The organism is Streptomyces sp. SD31 (genome assembly GCF_052068475.1).
Classification (GTDB): domain Bacteria; phylum Actinomycetota; class Actinomycetes; order Streptomycetales; family Streptomycetaceae; genus Streptomyces.
This window is the reverse complement of sequence record NZ_JBQHCX010000008.1, coordinates 103,141-120,449: the sequence shown is the minus strand read 5'-3', so window position 1 is coordinate 120,449 and position 17,309 is coordinate 103,141. Positions and strand designations below refer to the sequence as shown.

At 71.4% G+C, this 17,309-nt stretch carries 15 protein-coding genes; 9 read left to right on the top strand and 6 right to left on the bottom strand.

Annotated elements, in window-relative coordinates; all coding sequences use genetic code 11:
• Positions 1 to 120: 120 nt before the first annotated feature.
• Positions 121 to 1,452, top strand: a complete 1,332-nt coding sequence (locus ACTMVF_RS18670; protein ID WP_441272196.1) for an ammonium transporter — start codon at positions 121 to 123, stop codon at positions 1,450 to 1,452.
• On the top strand, positions 1,449 to 1,787 hold the full coding sequence (locus ACTMVF_RS18665; RefSeq protein ID WP_441272195.1) for a P-II family nitrogen regulator: 339 nt from the start codon (positions 1,449 to 1,451) through the stop codon (positions 1,785 to 1,787). The genes ACTMVF_RS18670 and ACTMVF_RS18665 overlap by 4 nt, the downstream gene beginning before the upstream one ends.
• A gap of 43 nt (positions 1,788 to 1,830) precedes the next feature.
• On the opposite strand, the gene ACTMVF_RS18660 is transcribed toward ACTMVF_RS18665, so the two are convergent.
• Positions 1,831 to 2,307 carry a hypothetical protein gene (locus tag ACTMVF_RS18660; protein WP_441272194.1) on the bottom strand — a complete coding sequence of 159 codons (477 nt, stop codon included), beginning with the start codon at positions 2,305 to 2,307 and terminating at the stop codon, positions 1,831 to 1,833.
• Between the two features lie 239 nt (positions 2,308 to 2,546).
• Complete coding sequence (locus ACTMVF_RS18655) at positions 2,547 to 3,395, bottom strand: helix-turn-helix transcriptional regulator (protein WP_441272193.1); 849 nt, start codon at positions 3,393 to 3,395, stop codon at positions 2,547 to 2,549.
• A 119-nt stretch (positions 3,396 to 3,514) separates the two neighbouring features.
• Between ACTMVF_RS18655 and ACTMVF_RS18650 the strand changes: the two genes are divergently transcribed.
• Positions 3,515 to 4,369 (top strand): NAD-dependent epimerase/dehydratase family protein, encoded by an 855-nt coding sequence (locus ACTMVF_RS18650; RefSeq protein WP_441272192.1) that lies wholly within the window; start codon positions 3,515 to 3,517, stop codon positions 4,367 to 4,369.
• 121 nt (positions 4,370 to 4,490) lie between these two features.
• On the opposite strand, the gene ACTMVF_RS18645 is transcribed toward ACTMVF_RS18650, so the two are convergent.
• From ACTMVF_RS18645 to ACTMVF_RS18630, 4 genes are read right to left on the bottom strand one after another with little or no spacing between them, the layout of a single operon-like run.
• A complete protein-coding gene (locus tag ACTMVF_RS18645) occupies positions 4,491 to 5,732 on the bottom strand; it encodes an MFS transporter (protein ID WP_441272191.1) in 1,242 nt (413 codons plus the stop codon).
• Entirely contained in the window at positions 5,729 to 7,045 is a 1,317-nt protein-coding gene (locus tag ACTMVF_RS18640) for a GH1 family beta-glucosidase (RefSeq protein ID WP_441272190.1), read from the bottom strand. The genes ACTMVF_RS18645 and ACTMVF_RS18640 overlap by 4 nt, the downstream gene beginning before the upstream one ends.
• A gap of 46 nt (positions 7,046 to 7,091) precedes the next feature.
• Entirely contained in the window at positions 7,092 to 7,358 is a 267-nt protein-coding gene (locus ACTMVF_RS18635; RefSeq protein WP_441272189.1) for a protealysin inhibitor emfourin, read from the bottom strand.
• 21 nt (positions 7,359 to 7,379) lie between these two features.
• A complete protein-coding gene (locus tag ACTMVF_RS18630) occupies positions 7,380 to 8,450 on the bottom strand; it encodes a M4 family metallopeptidase (protein ID WP_441272188.1) in 1,071 nt (356 codons plus the stop codon).
• Between the two features lie 319 nt (positions 8,451 to 8,769).
• On the opposite strand from ACTMVF_RS18630, the gene leuA reads away from it, so the two are divergent.
• The 6 genes from leuA (at position 8,770) to ACTMVF_RS18600 (ending at position 17,159) form a co-directional block, all read left to right on the top strand.
• Complete coding sequence (gene leuA, locus ACTMVF_RS18625) at positions 8,770 to 10,491, top strand: 2-isopropylmalate synthase (protein ID WP_441272187.1); 1,722 nt, start codon at positions 8,770 to 8,772, stop codon at positions 10,489 to 10,491.
• Positions 10,492 to 10,788: 297 nt separating this feature from the next.
• Positions 10,789 to 11,487, top strand: a complete 699-nt coding sequence (locus ACTMVF_RS18620) for a TerB family tellurite resistance protein (RefSeq protein ID WP_441272186.1) — start codon at positions 10,789 to 10,791, stop codon at positions 11,485 to 11,487.
• Between the two features lie 401 nt (positions 11,488 to 11,888).
• Positions 11,889 to 13,985: an MMPL family transporter gene (locus ACTMVF_RS18615; RefSeq protein WP_441272185.1), complete on the top strand. Its 2,097-nt coding sequence runs from the start codon at positions 11,889 to 11,891 to the stop codon at positions 13,983 to 13,985.
• 46 nt (positions 13,986 to 14,031) lie between these two features.
• Positions 14,032 to 15,273 carry a sensor histidine kinase gene (locus ACTMVF_RS18610; protein WP_441272184.1) on the top strand — a complete coding sequence of 414 codons (1,242 nt, stop codon included), beginning with the start codon at positions 14,032 to 14,034 and terminating at the stop codon, positions 15,271 to 15,273.
• Complete coding sequence (locus ACTMVF_RS18605) at positions 15,270 to 15,929, top strand: response regulator (RefSeq protein WP_441272183.1); 660 nt, start codon at positions 15,270 to 15,272, stop codon at positions 15,927 to 15,929. Before ACTMVF_RS18610 ends, ACTMVF_RS18605 begins: the two co-directional genes overlap by 4 nt.
• A 39-nt stretch (positions 15,930 to 15,968) precedes the next feature.
• A complete protein-coding gene (locus ACTMVF_RS18600; protein WP_441272182.1) occupies positions 15,969 to 17,159 on the top strand; it encodes a sialidase family protein in 1,191 nt (396 codons plus the stop codon).
• Positions 17,160 to 17,309: the final 150 nt, after the last annotated feature.

Below are 17,309 nucleotides of genomic sequence, written 5' to 3'. Positions count from 1 at the left end.
GGCACTCCGCCTCCCGCCCGGTGAGACTTCGGAAACCCCGCCGCAATGAAACCTCGCCGAAACAAATCCGTACGCGCCTGGAAACGCATGCCGGTGAATCTCTGACGAGCCCCCACCTCGATGGAGACGACCGTGACCCTCGCCGCCGCGCAGGCCGACACCGGCGACACCGCCTGGCTGCTCGCCGCCACCGCACTCGTGCTGCTGATGACCCCGGGCCTGGCCCTCTTCTACGGCGGCATGGTCCGTACGAAGAGCGTCCTCAACATGCTGATGATGAGCTTCGTGTCGATCGCGCTCGTCACCGTCGTGTGGCTGGCCTGCGGTTACTCCCTCGCCTTCGGGGACGACATCGCCGGTGGGCTCATCGGCGGCCTCGACCACGCGGGTATGGCCGGCCTCGGCCCGGACAGCGTCCAGGGGACCGTCCCCACCCTCCTTTTCGCCACGTTCCAGCTCACCTTCGCGATCATCACGGCGGCCCTGATCAGCGGCGCGATCGCGGACCGGGCGAAGTTCGGGGCGTGGCTGGTGTTCGTGCCCGTGTGGGCGCTGCTCGTATACGTTCCCGTCGCCCACTGGACCTGGGGCCCGGGCGGCTGGATCCTGGAGCGGCTCGGCGCCCTCGACTTCGCCGGCGGTCTCCCCGTGGAGATCACCTCCGGCGCCTCCGGACTGGCGTTGTGCCTGGTCCTCGGCCCGCGCCTCGGGTTCAAGAAGGACGCCATGCGCCCGCACAATCTGCCGATGGTCGTGCTCGGCGCCGGTCTGCTGTGGTTCGGCTGGTTCGGGTTCAACGCCGGTTCCGCCCTCGGTGCCAACGGGCTCGCGGCCGCCGCCTTCCTCAACACCCTCGCCGCCGGCTGCACCGGCCTGCTCGGCTGGCTCTTCGTCGAGCACAGGCGCGACGGTCACCCGACGACGCTGGGCGCGGCCTCCGGCGCGGTGGCGGGCCTGGTCGCCATCACGCCGTCCTGCGGCTCGGTCTCCCTGCTCGGCGCGCTCGTCGTCGGCCTCGCCGCCGGTGTCGTCTGCTCCTACGCCGTCGGCTGGAAGTTCAAGTTCGACTACGACGACTCCCTGGACGTCGTCGGCGTCCACCTCGTCGGCGGCGTCATCGGCACCCTGCTGATCGGTGTCTTCGCGACGGCCACGATGACCGGCGGGCCCGAGGGTCTCCTCTACGGCGGCGGGCTCGCGCAGCTCGGCAAGCAGGCGGTGGCCGTCGTCGCCGTGGCCGGGTACGCCTTCCTCGTCACCTACGGCATCGGCAAGGTCCTCGACAAGGTCATGGGCCTGCGGGCGAGCGAGGAGCAGGAGCACACCGGCCTGGACCTTACGGTGCACGCCGAGACCGCTTACGATCACGGGGTCCTGGGGCACGGCGCCCCGGTCTCCGCGTCCGTCACCTCCCCCGTCCCCGCCGCCCAGAAGGTCAAGAAGCAGGCATGAAGCTCATCACCGCGATCGTCAAGCCCTACCGGCTCGACGAGGTCAAGACCGCCCTCCAGGAGATCGGTGTGCACGGCCTGACCGTGACCGAGGCGAGCGGCTACGGCCGGCAGCGCGGCCACACCGAGGTGTACCGCGGCGCCGAGTACCAGGTCGACCTGGTGCCCAAGGTCCGGATCGAGGTCGTCGTGGACGACGCGGAGTCCGACGACGTCATCGACGCGATCGTGAAGGCCGCGCACACCGGCAAGATCGGCGACGGCAAGGTGTGGGCGCTGCCGGTCGAGACGGTCGTACGCGTACGGACGGGCGAGCGCGGCCCCGACGCGCTGTAGCCGACGTCGTCGGCCGGGCACCGGGACCGCGCCCGTCAGGGCATCAGTCGAACACGAACGGGCCCGGTGACTGCGGCCCAGTCGCCGTGCAGGTGATGGTGATACCGAAGACGGTCATCTGCAGCGAGCCGCCGAAGGCCTCGAGGCTGTCGCCGGAGGCCACGGTGCCGCTGAGCGGGCCGACCTGGACGGGGTCGCCGGCGGCCATCGCCGGGTTCTCCGTGCCGGTGAAGCCGGTGGTGCCGCCGCTCGCCTTGACCAGGGTCAGCGTCGAGGAGATCGAGTCCTCCCCGAGCGCTATCGGCGCGGTGATGGCGGAGGAGTTGACGGTGATGGTGGCTGTGGTGCCGTCCTGCGTCGCCGTGAGCGTGGCCTCGCCACCGCCGAAGCTGCCGCAGTCGGCGGTGATCGTGGCGGTGCCGGGGGCGACGGCGAGGGCGGCGGGTGCGAAGGCGAGGCCGGTGACCGCGAGTAGTCCGGTCACCAGCGCCGCACCTGCTCCGATGCGCTTGCGTCTCATGGGGATGGGCTCCCTTCCCGTGTGGGGAACTGCCGTGTGGGGATGGACGGGAGGTGCATGAGCAGGCCGTCGGCCGCAGGCGAACGTGGTGCGGCACGCCGCGTGGGGGGTAAATCTGACGGACCGTCGGAACTGCCGTTCCCATTGATGCGCGTGGGGTCACGGTCGGCAAGGGGTAATTCCAGCCTCAATTACCGGAAGGTCAGCTACCGGATGCCGGCAGTGCCGCCTCGGTGCGGTCAGGCCTGGCTGGGTGACATGTCCTGCAGGCCCACCACGCGCAGGAGTTGCAGGCGCTCGTAGACCTCGGTGCCCGGGCGGGCGGTGTGGACGACCAGCAGGTGGTGGTGCTCGTGGCTGACCATGACCTCGCAGTCCAGCTCCAGGAGGCCGACCAGCGGGTGCACGAAGCGTTTCGTCGCCCGGTTGCGCTGGGACACCTCGTGCTCGTCCCACAGGCGCGCGAACTCCTCGCTGGACGCCCGTAGTTCGGCGACCAGCCCGGCCGGTTCCGGGTCGTCGGGGCGGGCCGCGGCCACCGCGCGCAGGGTGGCCACGTGGGCGCGCGCGTGGCCCGCGAGGTCCTCCGGAGGGAAGAGGGTGCGCGCGGCCGGGTCCAGGAAGAACAGGCGGGTCAGGTTGCGCTCGCGGCGCGGGCGGGACATCACGTCGCCGACCAGGGCCCTGGCCATCGCGTTCTGGGCCAGCACCTCGCCGCAGTCGTTCACCACCTGCGCCGGGGTGTCGTGCAGCCGGTCCAGGATCAGCAGCAGCCCGGGACGCACATGCGCCGACGCCGTCTCGCGGCGCGGGGGCTCCTCGCCGGCCAGGTGGAACAGGTGGTCCTGCTCGACGTCGGTCAGGCGCAGCGCGCGGGCCAGCGCCGTCAGCATCTGGCGGGACGGGCGCGGGCCCCGGGACTGTTCGAGGCGGGTGTAGTAGTCCACCGACATGCCCGCCAGCTGCGCCACCTCCTCGCGGCGCAGGCCGGGCGTGCGACGCCGGGCGCCCGGCGTCAGGCCCACGTCGGACGGGGTCAGCCGGGCACGGCCACGGCGCAGGAAGTCGGCGAGTTCGGCTCGGTTCACCTCACCAGCGTGCGGGAGCGCGCCCGGCTTATCCAGGGACTGCCGATCCCCTGATCAACGGGTCTCTCCCACGTGTACCGGATGCGTCCGAGGGTGGTCGGTGACGAGAGGAGCAGAACATGCTGACGTTGGTGACGGGTGCGACGGGGCAGGTCGGCCGGCGGTTCGTGCCGAGGCTGCTGGCGCAGGCCCGGCCGGGGGAGCGGGTGCGGGTGCTGGTGCGGGACGCGGCGCGGGGCGAGCCGTTCGCCGAGCTGGGCGCCGAAGTGGTGGTCGGTGATCTGCGTGATGCGGAGGCGCTCGGCAAGGCCGTCGCCGGGGTCGACGCGGTCGTGAACGTCGCGGCGTCCTTCCGCGGGGTGCCGGACGAGGAGGCGTGGGCGGTCAACCGGGACGCGGCCGTGGAGCTGGGCCGTGCCGCGCTGGCCTCCGGCGTGCGGCGCTTCGTGCAGGTCAGTACGGGCATCGTGTACGGCATCGGGCGGGGGCGCCCGCTGACCGAGGACGACGAGACCCGGCCCGGCGGCCCGATGTGGGGCGCCTACGGCGAGTCCAAGGCCGAGGCCGAGCGGGAGCTGCTCGGGATGGCAGGCTTCGACGTACGCGTCGCCCGGCTCCCGTTCGTCTACGGCGAGGGCGATCCGCATCTCGCCCAGTCCCTGATGTGGGCCGGGAACTGGGCGGCGACCCAGCGGCTGCACATGGGGCATCACGCGGACGTGGCCCAGGGGTTGCTGCGGATCCTGCATGCGCCGGGGATCGCCGGGCGGATCTACAACATCGCCGACGACGCGCCCGTCACGGCGGTGGAGTTGCACCAGCTGAACGGGGTCGAGGTGCCCGAGGAACTGTACGGCCGGACTGATCCCGATCCGTGGCTGGTGATTATGTCCACGGAGCGGATCCGGCGGGAGCTGGGATATCGGCCGGTGTATCCGTCGGTTTACGCCGCGAGGGATGCCGGAGCGCTCTAAGGGGTGCCGCGGGGGGTGGTCGGGCGGCTGCGGGTCTGTTGTGGCTGCTCGCGCCCACGCGGCGGAGCCGCAAATCGATGCGGCCCCGCGCCCCTTGGGGACGTTGCCGAACCGGTGCTGACTAATCCACGCCCCTGATCCGCCCCACCAACACCGCCCCCGCCAACCCGATCACGGCCGCTACCGCGTACAGCACCCGGTAGCCGCCCAGGTACGTCACGACCGGGGCGGCGAGGGCGGGTGCCGCGACTTGCGGCAAGGCATTCGCCACGTTGATCACGCCCAGGTCCTTGCCGCGGTCCCCTGCCTTCGGCAGTACGTCCGTCATCAGGGCGAAGTCGACCGACATGAACACTCCGAGGGCCACGCCCAGCAGCGCCGCCACGACGATCGCGCCCGGCCAGCTCTGCCAGACCGACAGCAGGGCCGTGGCCGCTGCCATCAGCACCCCGGACCACATCACGAACGGTTTACGGCGCCCCACCCGGTCCGACCAGATGCCCCCCACCACGACCGTGGCCAGCAGGGTCACGCTGTTCACCGCGGTGAGGATCAGAACGCCCTGCTCGGGGTCCGCGTAACGCAGACGGTCCCGCAGGTAGTACAGCAGGTAGAGGATCACCAGCGCGTTGCTGAGGTTGATCAGGAAGCGGGTCAGCCAGGCCCAGCCGAAGTCGGGGTAGCGGCGCGGGCTCAGCCAGAAACCGCTGAAGAAGGCCCTCGCCGACCACGTCGGCCGGTCCGCGGCCCCCAGCCCGAGATCCCGGTACCGCAGCACGTACGGCAGCACCCCCGCCACCGCGAACACCGCGCACGCCGCATACCCCGCCGCGATCCCGCCCACCGCCGTCGCCAGCCCCGTCCCGGCGACCGCGCCGAGGATCTGCGCCGCGCCCAACCAGCCGCCCACCACGCCTCGTTGCAGGCGCGGCACCCGGTCCGGCACCGCGGCCGTCACCGCCGCGAAGGCCGCGTTCAGGGTCAGCTGGACCAGGCACCAGCCGAACGCCATCGTCCACAGCCCGTCCGCCCCGGCGAGCAGCAGCAGCGACAGCGCGCCGCCCGCCGCACCGGCCACGATCCACGGAGTACGGCGACCCCAGCGGGCCGTGGTGCGGTCCGACAGCGCGCCGAAGAACGGGTTCGCCAGCAGTGACACGACCGCGCCCATGCCGGTCACCCATGCCAGCAGCGTCTCCTTCGACATCCCCGTGCCGGGCGCGAAGTCCTCCGCCTGCTGGGCGAGCAGGATCTGCAGCGGGCCGTACCAGCCCACCCAGATCGCCACGTTGGCCAGCGACAGCGCCGCCGTCCAGCCCCGGCCGACCCGGTCGACCGGCTCGGCGAGGGCGTCCACCGTCATCTCTGCGCCCGGAGCACGTCCCGCAGCCAGCCGTACGATGCCTTGGGCGTCCGCTTCAGCGTCTCGTAGTCCACATGCACCAGGCCGAACCGCCGCGCATACCCCTCCGCCCACTCGAAGTTGTCGAGCAGCGACCAGACGAAGTACCCGCGTACGTCCACCCCCGCCTCGACCGCCCGGTGCAGTGCGCGGATGTGGCCGTCCAGGTAGGCGATCCTGTCCTGGTCGTCGACGCCCTCGTACGAGCAGCCGTTCTCGGTGATGACGATCGGCGGCAGGCGGTCGCCGTACCGCTCCCGGAAGTCGGTGAGCAGCTCCGTCAGGCCCTCGGGGACCACCGGCCAGCCGAAGTCCGTCGTGGGTACGCCGTCGATCTCCCTGACCGAGAAAGGCAGTTCGGCGGGCATGCTGACCCCGCCGAACTCGATCTCGGTGCCCTGTGGAGCGCCCACACGGGTCGGGGCGTAGTAGTTGATGCCATAGAAGTCGAGCGGCTCCGCGATGACCTTCAGATCCGACGCCACGTCTCCCGGCATCAACTCGCCGATGCCCTCGGGGTATTCGCCCAGGAGCAGGGGGTCGGCGAAGAGCCGGTTGAGGAGTACGTCGTAGAAGCCCGCCGCCTCCTGGTCCGCCTGCTCCCGCGACGCCGGCCAGGTCGGGCCGTGAGAGTTGGCGATCCCGATGTCCGTCGCGCCGGCCGCGCGCAGGGCGCGTACGGCGAGACCGTGGGCCAGCAGCTGGTGGTGGGCGACCGGGAGGGCGTCGAAGAGCAGCCGCTTGCCCGGCGCGTGGGTGCCGAGGGCGTGGCCCAGCAGGGTGTGCTCGGCGGGTTCGTTGATCGTGATCCACTTCTGGACGCGGTCGCCCAGGCGTTCGGCGACCACGGACACGTACTCGGCGAACCGGGCCGCCGTGTCCCGGTCCAGCCAGTCCAGCGCGGCCGGCAGATCCCAGTGGAAGAGCGTCGGAACCGGCCGTACGCCGGCCGCGCACAGCCCGTCCACCAGGCGGTCGTAGAAGTCGAGGCCGTGCTCCGCACGCACCCGTGGCCAGGAGATCGAGAAGCGGTACGCGTCCACGCCCAGGTCGGCCAGCAGGGCCACGTCCTCGCGGTAGCGGTGGACATGGTCGCAGGCCACCGCCGCCGTGGAGCCGTCCTTCACCCGTCCCGGCTCGGCGGTGAACGAGTCCCACACGGACGGCTCACGCTCGTCCGCCGCGCCCTCGATCTGATGGGCCGAAGTGGACACGCCCCACAGGAAGCCGGCCGGGAACTGGGGTATCGGGTCAGTCGCCATGCGCCGGATCATCCGTACCGCGGGTAACAGAAGTCAACGCCCCGGCGTGAACCGGTCGTTACGCCCCTTCCTTCAGCACCCGGGAGATCAGCTTGCGCTGTTCGTCCGTGAGCCGGGGATCCGAGCAGTACACCGTCCTGCCGTCCACGGTGATCTGGTAGCTGAAGCCGTCCGGAACCCCGATCGGGGGCGTGCCCCGGCCGGACGCGACCGCGCGCTCGGCCAGGGCCTGCCACTCCTGGGCGTCGGGCCGCCCCGAGGTGTCCACCTCGGCGTGCCGCTCGATACCCGCGAATCCGCCCGTGCGCCGTACCTGAATACGCATGGGTTCCTGTCTAGTACGGACTCAGAGGATCCGCACCCCGACCTGCTCCCATGCCTTCGCCACGGCCTGGAACTCGTCCCCGCCGTCGCCGAAGCGCTCCCGCGCGGCCTTGACGGTGAGCCCCGCGAAGTCGGTGAACAGGGCGCGGTCGCTCAGCTCGCCGCCGGTCAGGACGTCGTACCAGATCTGCCCCGCCTTCTCCCAGGCGTGGCCGCCGAGGGCGGTGGCGGCCAGGTAGAAGGCGTGGTTGGGGATGCCGGAGTTGATGTGGACGCCGCCGTTGTCGCGGCCGGTGCGGACGTAGTCGTCCATGGTCGCGGGCTGCGGGTCCTTGCCGAGGACGTCGTCGTCGTAGGCGGTGCCCGGCTCCTTCATGGAGCGCAGGGCCTTGCCGGAGACGCTGGGGGCGAGGAGCCCCGCGCCGATCAGCCAGTCGGCCTCGGCGGTGGTCTGGCCGAGCGTGTACTGCTTGATGAGGGCACCGAAGACGTCCGACATCGACTCGTTCAGGGCGCCGGGCTGGCCGTAGTACGTGAGGTTCGCCGTGTACTGGGTGACGCCGTGGGTGAGCTCGTGGCCGATGACGTCGATCGGGATGGTGAAGTCGACGAAGATCTCGCCGTCACCGTCGCCGAACACCATCTGCTCGCCGTTCCAGAAGGCGTTGTTGTAGTTCTCGTCGTAGTGGACGGTGGCGTCCAGGGGCAGGCCGTCGCCGTCGATGGAGTGGCGGGCGTAGGCCTTGAGGAAGAGGTCGAAGGTGGCTCCGAGGCCGGCGTAGGCGCGGTTGACCGTGGCGTCCTGGCCGGGGTCGGTGCCCTCGCCGCGGACCTTGGTGCCGGGCAGTGCGGTGCCGTGCTCGGCGTCGTAGATGGTGCGCAGCGGCTGGTCCGACGGTGCCTTTGCCTGCGGCGCCTGGGCGAGGGCGAACTCGGTGGTCACCCGGCGCTTGCCGCGCAGCTCGCTGTCGCGCATGAGGGTCCGGCGGGCCGGGCCGGAGAGTGCGGGGTCGTCGTTGCGGGCCAGCTTGTCCAGGACGTGTGGCGGAACGACGGTGCAGAAGACGGGCTCGAAGCCCCCGTGTGTCGTCATGCCGGGCACCATCGCACTGCGTGAGGTCGGTGTCACTAGGGGCAACCATGATTGGTGAAATATGCGGACAGCAAGCTGCACTCTCCGTGACGAAGTGATATGGCGCACCTTTTGCCCCATTTGTTCGGCGGGTCCCGCATACTGATACGGCACCCCGCATCCGGAAGGGGCTCGGCTAGCATGCTGCGCATCATGCGTTTCGGGCTGCTTCTTCTTAGCTGCCGCGGCGAGGGCCTGTAGTCCAGGTCGACTCCCTCCCCGCGGAGCTTCGCGTTGCGTGTCGGCCGTCCATTCGGACACCAAGAGGAGCCCCGCAATCATGGCGAACCGCCAGCAGCCCAGCCGCATGCCGATCCACAAGTACGGTCAGTACGAGCAGGTCGACATCCCCGACCGCACCTGGCCGAACAACCGGATCACCGCCGCCCCCCGCTGGCTCTCCACCGACCTGCGCGACGGCAACCAGGCCCTGATCGACCCGATGTCGCCCGAGCGCAAGCGCCGGATGTTCGATCAGCTGGTCAAGATGGGCTACAAGGAGATCGAGGTCGGCTTCCCGGCGTCGGGGCAGACGGACTTCGACTTCGTACGGTCGATCATCGAAGAGCCGGGCGCGATCCCCGATGACGTCACCATCTCCGTACTGACCCAGGCCCGCGAGGACCTGATCGAGCGCACGGTGGAGTCCCTGAAGGGCGCCAAGCGCGCGACCGTGCACCTGTACAACGCCACGGCCCCCGTCTTCCGCCGGGTGGTCTTCCGCGGCTCCAAGGACGACATCAAGCAGATCGCCGTCGACGGCACCCGCCTGGTGATGGAGTACGCCGAGAAGCTGCTGGGTCCGGAGACGGAGTTCGGCTACCAGTACAGCCCCGAGATCTTCACCGACACCGAGCTGGACTTCGCGCTGGAGGTCTGCGAGGCGGTCATGGACGTCTACCAGCCGGGTCCGGGCCGCGAGATCATCCTCAACCTGCCCGCCACCGTGGAGCGTTCGACGCCGTCCACGCACGCGGACCGCTTCGAGTGGATGAGCCGCAACCTGTCGCGCCGCGAGTACGTCTGCGTCTCCGTCCACCCGCACAACGACCGCGGTACCGCCGTCGCCGCCGCCGAGCTGGCGCTGATGGCCGGCGCCGACCGCGTCGAGGGCTGTCTGTTCGGGCAGGGCGAGCGCACCGGCAACGTCGACCTGGTCACCCTGGGCATGAACCTGTTCTCCCAGGGTGTCGACCCGCAGATCGACTTCTCCGACATCGACGAGATCCGTCGCACGTGGGAGTACTGCAACCAGATGGAGGTCCACCCGCGTCACCCGTACGTGGGCGACCTGGTCTACACGTCCTTCTCCGGCTCCCACCAGGACGCCATCAAGAAGGGCTTCGACGCCATGGAGGCCGACGCGGCCGCGAAGGGTGTCACGGTCGACGACATCGAGTGGGCCGTGCCCTACCTGCCGATCGACCCGAAGGACGTCGGGCGGTCGTACGAGGCGGTCATTCGCGTCAACTCGCAGTCCGGCAAGGGCGGTATCGCCTACGTCCTGAAGAACGACCACAAGCTGGACCTGCCGCGCCGGATGCAGATCGAGTTCTCCAAGCTCATCCAGGCGAAGACGGACGCCGAGGGCGGCGAGGTCACCGGCTCCGACATCTGGTCGGTCTTCCAGGACGAGTACCTGCCGAACCCGGAGAACCCCTGGGGTCGTATCCAGGTCAAGAACAACCAGTCGACCACCGACACCGACGGCGTGGACACGCTGAAGGTGGAGGCCACGGTGGATGGTCAGGACACCGTCCTGACCGGCTCCGGCAACGGTCCGATCTCGGCCTTTTTCGACGCGCTGCAGGCCATCGGGATCGACGTACGGCTGCTGGACTACCAGGAGCACACGATGAGCGAGGGCGCGTCCGCGCAGGCCGCGTCGTATATCGAGTGTGCGATCGACGGCAAGGTTCTGTGGGGGATCGGTATCGATGCGAACACGACGCGGGCTTCGCTGAAGGCGGTCGTCTCCGCCGTCAACCGGGCGGCTCGTTGACGGTCAGCTCTCGCCGTAGGTCCACTGGAGAGTGGGTGCGTGCGGGTTCGTCGTGGCTTGTCGCGCCCATGCGGCGGAGCCCCATATGTCACCGCCCCGCGCCCCTTTAGGGCGTTGTCGTGCCCCGTGTTCAGACGCCCCGTCCGCCGTATCTCGGCGGGCGGGGTCCGTCTGTTTCCGGCCATTGGACTGTGCAGGTCACGGGAAGGTCTCGTCCAGGGTGCTGACTCCGCGTCCGTGATGTGGCTAACATCACGCAAGCGCGGCGATGTTGCCGCGGCGTTACGGAGGTGCGACGTGCTGCCAGGACGGGGACGAGACGGCCGTGCCGCCAGGCTTGCGCGCATCCTGGGCACCCGCACCGCGTGGTCGGCCGTCGGGGACGGCGAGTTCTTCTGCCCGGGGTGCGGGGGCGACCGCAACTACCAGCGGCTGAGCGGGCATCGCCGCTTCACCTTCCTCGGCGTGCCGGTCCTGCCGCGCGGCGAGACCGGTCCCGTCGTGGAGTGCGCGGCCTGCCGCCGTCACTTCGGCACCGACGTCCTGGACCACCCGACCACCACCCGCTTCTCCGCGATGCTCCGCGACGCCGTCCACACCGTCGCCCTCGCGGTACTGGCGGCGGGCGGCACCTGCGCCCGTCCCTCCCTGGAGGCCGCGGCGGCCACGGTGCGCGCGGCCGGCTTCGACGACTGCACGGAGGAACAGCTGGGCGCCCTGGTCGAGGCGCTGGCGGCCGACACCGGGCGGGTCTTCTCCGAGCCCTGCGGTGCCGGGCTGGCCATAGAGCTCCACGAGGCGCTGGACCCGCTGGCCCCGCACCTCGCACCGGCCGGGCGGGAATCGATCCTGCTCCAAGGGGCGCGTATCGCCCTGGCCGACGGCCCCTACACACCCGCCGAACGGGATGTCCTGTCGACGGTCGGCACGGCCCTCACCATCTGCGGCGAGGACGTGACCCGGCTGCTGGCGGCGGCGGCACGCACACCGTCGTAGGCCTGGGCAGCGCGCTCGGCGTCGAACCGCGTGCCGATGACGGCGAGGACCACCACGGCCATGCCGACGAGCACCCGCAGGCAGGCGCTGACGACGGCACGCAGGCGGTACGGCAGCGCGGCGGTCAGCAGCACGAGGCGGCCGGCGATGCCCACGCCCGAGCAGGAAGGCCGCGACGACCCCGACGACATCGGCGACGAGCAGCCCGACGGCCAGGGCGATGTCCCCGGCGACGGGCAGCCACCGGCGTTCGGTCCGCGGTACTCCCGGGGGAGTAATCCCGTCGTTCCGTCGCCCTGGGCGGTACTCCCGAACTCGCCCTCCCGCCCGACGATCCGGCCCCTGTCCGCCGGGAGTCTGGAGACCGACCCAGACACCCGATCCGGAGGGGGGCCCGTCTCATGGGGGCCGCAAGGACAAGTGCACGGCGACGACGGGCCGTGCCCTGGCTCGTGCTCGGGCTGTGGATCGCGGTGCTCGCGATCGCGTCGCCGTTCGCGTCGAAGCTGGCGGACGTCCAGCGCGACCGTGCCGTCGACTACCTGCCGGCGAGCGCCGATTCCACGCAAGTGGCCAGGATCCAGGACCGGTTGCCCGGGGGTGAGGCCACCGAGATGGTCGTCGTCTACCACCGGGACGGCGGGCTGACCGCCGCCGACAGGGCGACGGCGGCCGAGCAGATCGACCGAATCGCCGGCCGGCACCAGCTGACCGGCGCACCGCAGAGCATCCCGTCGAAGGACGGCACCACCCTGATGTACCCGGTGGCCAGCACCGAGCCCGGCCAGGACGAGGACAAGCGCGACGCCCTCGTCAACGACGTCCGGGAGGTGGCCAAGGGCGGCGACGGGCTCAGCGTCGACGTCGGCGGCGAGGGCGCGCTCGCCACCGACGCGAGCGAGGTCTACAACTCGCTCGACGGACCGCTGCTGTACACCACCGCCGCCGTGGTCGCGCTGCTGCTGATCCTCATCTACCGCAGCCCCTTCCTGTGGCTCGTGCCGCTCGCCGTCGCGGGCATCGCCGACTACCTGTCGATGGGCGTCGCCTACGGCCTCAACCAGGGGTTCGGGACATCCGTCTCGGGCCAGAGCTCCGGCATCATGACGATCCTCGTGTTCGGCGCGGGCACCGACTACGCCCTGCTGCTCGTCTCCCGCTACCGCGAGGAGCTACGACGCATCGAGCGGCCGTACGACGCCATGGCCGCCGCGCTCAAGGGCTGCGGGCCCGCCGTCCTCGCCTCCTCCGGCACCGTCGCCGCGGGGCTGCTGTGCCTGCTCGCCGCCGACCTCAACTCCAGCCGGGGCATGGGCCCGCTCGGCACGGTCGGCGTGCTGTGCGCGCTCGTCGCCATGCTGACGCTGCTGCCCGCGATCCTCGTCCTGCTCGGGCGGCGCGTGTTCTGGCCGCTCGTCCCCCGCTACGGCAGCACGCCCAAGGCCCGCCGGTCCCTGTTCACCGCGATGGGCAGCTCCGCCGGCCGCCGGCCGCTGACCGTCCTCGCGGGCGGCGCCGTCCTGCTCGGTGCGCTGGCCCTCGGTGCCCTGAACCTGCCCGGCAGCCTCAAGCAGCAGGATTCCTTCACCAGTAAGCCCGACGCGGTCGCCGCCATGGAGACGCTCGCCGCGGCCTACCCCGAGCGCGGCACCCAGCCCATCACCGTCCTCGCGCCGCAAGGCCGTGCCGACGAGGCCCTCGCGTCGATCCGCGGCACCCGGGGCGTCGACAGCGCGAGGGAAGGCCGTACCGGAGACGGCTGGACCGAGATCTCCGTCCTCGCCACCTCCCCGCCCCAGTCCGCCGGGGAGACCGCCACCATTGAGGCCCTGCGCGACAAGCTCGACGGCTCCTATGTCGGCGGGCCGAGCGCCGAGCAGCTCGACCTGAAGGACACCAACGCCCGGGACCGTCTGGTCGTCGTACCGATCGTGCTGCTGTCCGTGCTGCTGATCCTCGTCGCCCTGCTGCGCTCGCTCGTCGCGCCGCTGATCCTGGTGGCGGCCGTGGTCGCGGTGTGGGGCGCGGCGCTCGGCATCGGCGGACTGGTCTTCGGGCCGGTCTTCGGCTTCGAGGGCACGGATCCGGGGCTGGGGCTGCTCTCCTTCGTGTTCCTGGTGGCGCTCGGCGTCGACTACGGCATCTTCCTGATGCACCGGATGCGCGAGGAGTGCCTCAACGGTGCCGAACCGGCGTCGGCCGCACTGACCGCGCTGCGGACCACGGGCGGTGTCATCGCCTCCGCCGGGCTCGTCCTCGCCGCCACCTTCGCGGTGCTCACCAACATGCCGCTGGTGCCCCTCGTCGAGCTGGGCTTCGTCATCGCGGTGGGCGTGCTGCTGGACACCTTCCTCGTCCGCACCTACCTGGTCACCAGCGCGAGCGTGGCGCTGGGGCGCAGGGTGTGGTGGCCGGGCCGGCTCTCCCGCGAACCCGACGGGTCCCGGCCGCCCGTACCGCCGAAGGAACCGGAGCCCGTGCCCGTCTCCGTCTCCTGACCGACCGGCGCCCCTCCCTCCCGGAGGGGCGCCCCCGTCCCGGAAGATGAACCCCGTGCAGCCGACCACCACAGCGCCGCGACCCCGCATCGGCGAGCGGGTCATGGCCGCGATCAACCGCGACCCCCTGACCGCGCCGCACCGCACACGCAACGACGCCCTGCTGGCCGTGGCATGGGCTGCCGTGGCCACGGTCATGGCCCTGTTGGGCGACCAGGGGATGCGGCCCGACGCGCTGGGCTGGATCCTGCTGCTCGCTGCCCATGTGCCCCTGGTGTGGCGGCGTCACCGCCCGCTGCCGGCCCTGCTCGTGGTGATGGTCTGCATCACCCCGTACCACGCCCTGGAGAACAACCACGCCGCGCCCATCCTCGCCACCCTGGTGGTGCTGTACACGGTCGCGGCGACCGGCACGGTGCGCCGCACGCTGCTCACCGGCGCCGGCGTCCTCGGCGTGACACTGCTCCTCAACGCCCTCACCAACCCCGACGGGACCATGGAGATCCTGCGGATCTCCGGCTGGGTCGTCGCGTTCCTCTTCTGCGGCATCGACGTCCGCTACTACCGCCAGTACGTCGCCTCCATCGTCGAACGCGCCGAGCGCGCCGAGCGCACCCGTGAGGAGGAGGCCCGCCGCCGGGTCGCGGAGGAGCGCCTGCGGATCGCCCGCGACCTGCACGACCTGCTCGCCCACAGCATCACGCTCATCGGGGTCCAGACCTCCGTCGCCGCGCACGTCCTGGCCGCCGACCCCGAGCGGCTGGATCGCCGGACGATCGCGAAGGCCCTCGACGACATCGCCGACACCTGCCGCACGGCCCGCGGTGAGGTACGCACGACGCTGGAGCTGCTGCGCGAACAGGGCGTGGCGGGCGAGGCCCGCGGCCCGCTGCCCGGCCTCGACGGGGTGGCGGACCTGGTGGAGACGGCGCGGCTGGCGGGGGCGCGGGTCGAGTCGGCGGTACGGGTACGGCAGGCGCCGCCCGCCGTGGGCGCGGCCGCCTACCGCATCGTCCAGGAGGCGCTGACGAACGTGGTCCGGCACGCGGGGCCCGACCCGGCCGTACGCGTCGAGCTGTACGAGGAGCAGGGCGCCCTGCGTGTGTCGGTCACCGACGACGGCGCCTGCCCCGCCGCCACCCCGCACCACCCCGGCTACGGCCTCGTCGGCATGCGGGAGCGGGCCCGCAGCGTGGGTGGCACACTCGACGCCGGACCGGGCGACGAGGGGGGTTTCCAGGTGAGGGCCGTACTGCCGATCGGGAACGAGCGGGGAGGAGAGCGATGATCCGCGTCCTGCTCGCGGACGACCAGACGCTCGTGCGGGAGGCGTTCGCCATGCTGGTCGAGTCCGCTCCCGACATGGAGGTCGTCGGCCAGGCGGCCACCGGCCGGGAGGCCGCGGAACTGGCCTGCGGCTCGCGCCCCGACCTCGTCGTGATGGACATCCGCATGCCCGACCTCGACGGCATCGAGGCGACCCGCCTGATCGCGGCGGACGAGGACCTGGCCGGCGTACGGGTACTGGTCCTCACCACCTACGACACCGACGAGAACATCGTGGACGCGCTGCGCGCCGGCGCCTCCGGATTCCTCGTCAAGGACACCCGCCCGGCCGAACTCCTGGACGCCATCCGCACGGTGGCGGCAGGCGAGTCCCTGCTGTCGCCGGGCCCGACGGCACGGCTGATCGAGCGGTTCCTGCGCAGTCCGTCCCCACCCACGGCAGGCGGGCCCGAATGCCTGTCCGAACGCGAGCGCGAGGTGCTGACGCTGGTCGCGCGCGGGCTCAACAACACGGAAATCGCCGATGCGTTGGGGCTGAGCCCGCTCACGGCGAAGACCCACGTCAGCCGCATCATGGGGAAGCTGGGGGCGCGGGACCGGGCGCAGTTGGTCATCGTGGCGTACGAGTCGGGGATGGTGGCTCCGGGAACCCTGTGACGGACAGGTCAATGTCTGACACTCCGTCAAGGGAGCTCGATGACCCTCCTGAGCCGCACACTCATTCTCACCACGGTCCTCCTGGCCGCCCCACTCACGACGACCGGCACCGCCTCGGCGGACACCGGCTGCACGTCCTCCGTCCCGTACGTCTCGGGCGAGGGCGGCTACGACACGTACCGCATCCCCGCGACGATCACGACCCCGCGCGGCACGGTCCTGGCCTTCGCCGAGGGCCGGCACGACGGTGCGGGCGACACCGGCGACATCGATGTCGTCCTCAGACGGTCCCGCGACGGCGGCTGCACCTGGGGGCCGGTGACGGTGGTCGCCGCCGGGGAGGGGGACACGCGGGGCAATCCGGCGCCGGTGGTGGATCCGGTCACCGGTGCGGTGGTGCTGGTCACGTCCTACAACAGCGGGGATGTGACGGAGGCGCAGATAATGCGCGGCGAGGCGACGCCGGCGGAGAGCCGCCGGGTGTTCGTCCAGCGGAGCCTGGACGACGGGCGCCGCTTCACGGCTCCGCGCGACATCACGACGCAGGTGAAGCCGGCGAACTGGCGCTGGTACGCGACGGGGCCGGGCCACGCGGTCGCGCTCCGGCGAGGGCCGCACGCGGGGCGGCTGGTGGTGCCGTCGAACCACTCGGTGGCGCCTGCGCCCGGGTCCGCCGACACCGGGCAGGAGCCGAAGTACTACGGCGCCCACGCCATCTACAGTGACGACGGCGGGCGGACCTGGCAGCTGGGGTTCGTGGACGACTCGTACGACGGTGTCAGCAATGCCAACGAGTCCACGGCCGCCGAACTCGCCGACGGGAGGCTGTACTTCAACTCCCGTGACCAGCACGGTACGAGTACGGGCAACCGTCTCGACAGCCACTCCGGCGACGGCGGGGAGACCCTGGAGCGTCCGTACACCGTCCAGCCCACTCTGAACTCCGTCCCGGTGGTGGAGGGCAGTGTCCTCCAACTCCCCGGCGCGGGCGCCCCGTTGCTCTTCTCGGGCCCGTCCGTTCCGACCGCCCGCCAGTCGATGGCCGTGTGGCGCAGTACGGACGGGGGAGCGACCTTCACGAAGGCGCTGACGCTGTCTCGGCGGTGGGCGGCGTATTCCGATCTGGTGCGGGTCGGGCGGGGGACGGTCGGGATCCTGTACGAGACGGGGGAGTCGGGGCCGTACGAGACGATCGAGTTCCGGCGGCTGCCGGTGGCTGACCTGACCTAGTTCCTCGCCCCCGCCGCCCCTACCCGTCCCATCCCAGGGGGCTCTGCCCCCTGGACCCCCGCTCCTCAAACGCCGGAGGGGCTGGATTCAGCCCGTCCGGCGTTTGAGGACGAGGCCCGTTCAGGGCCGAAGCGGGGGTCTGGGGGCGGC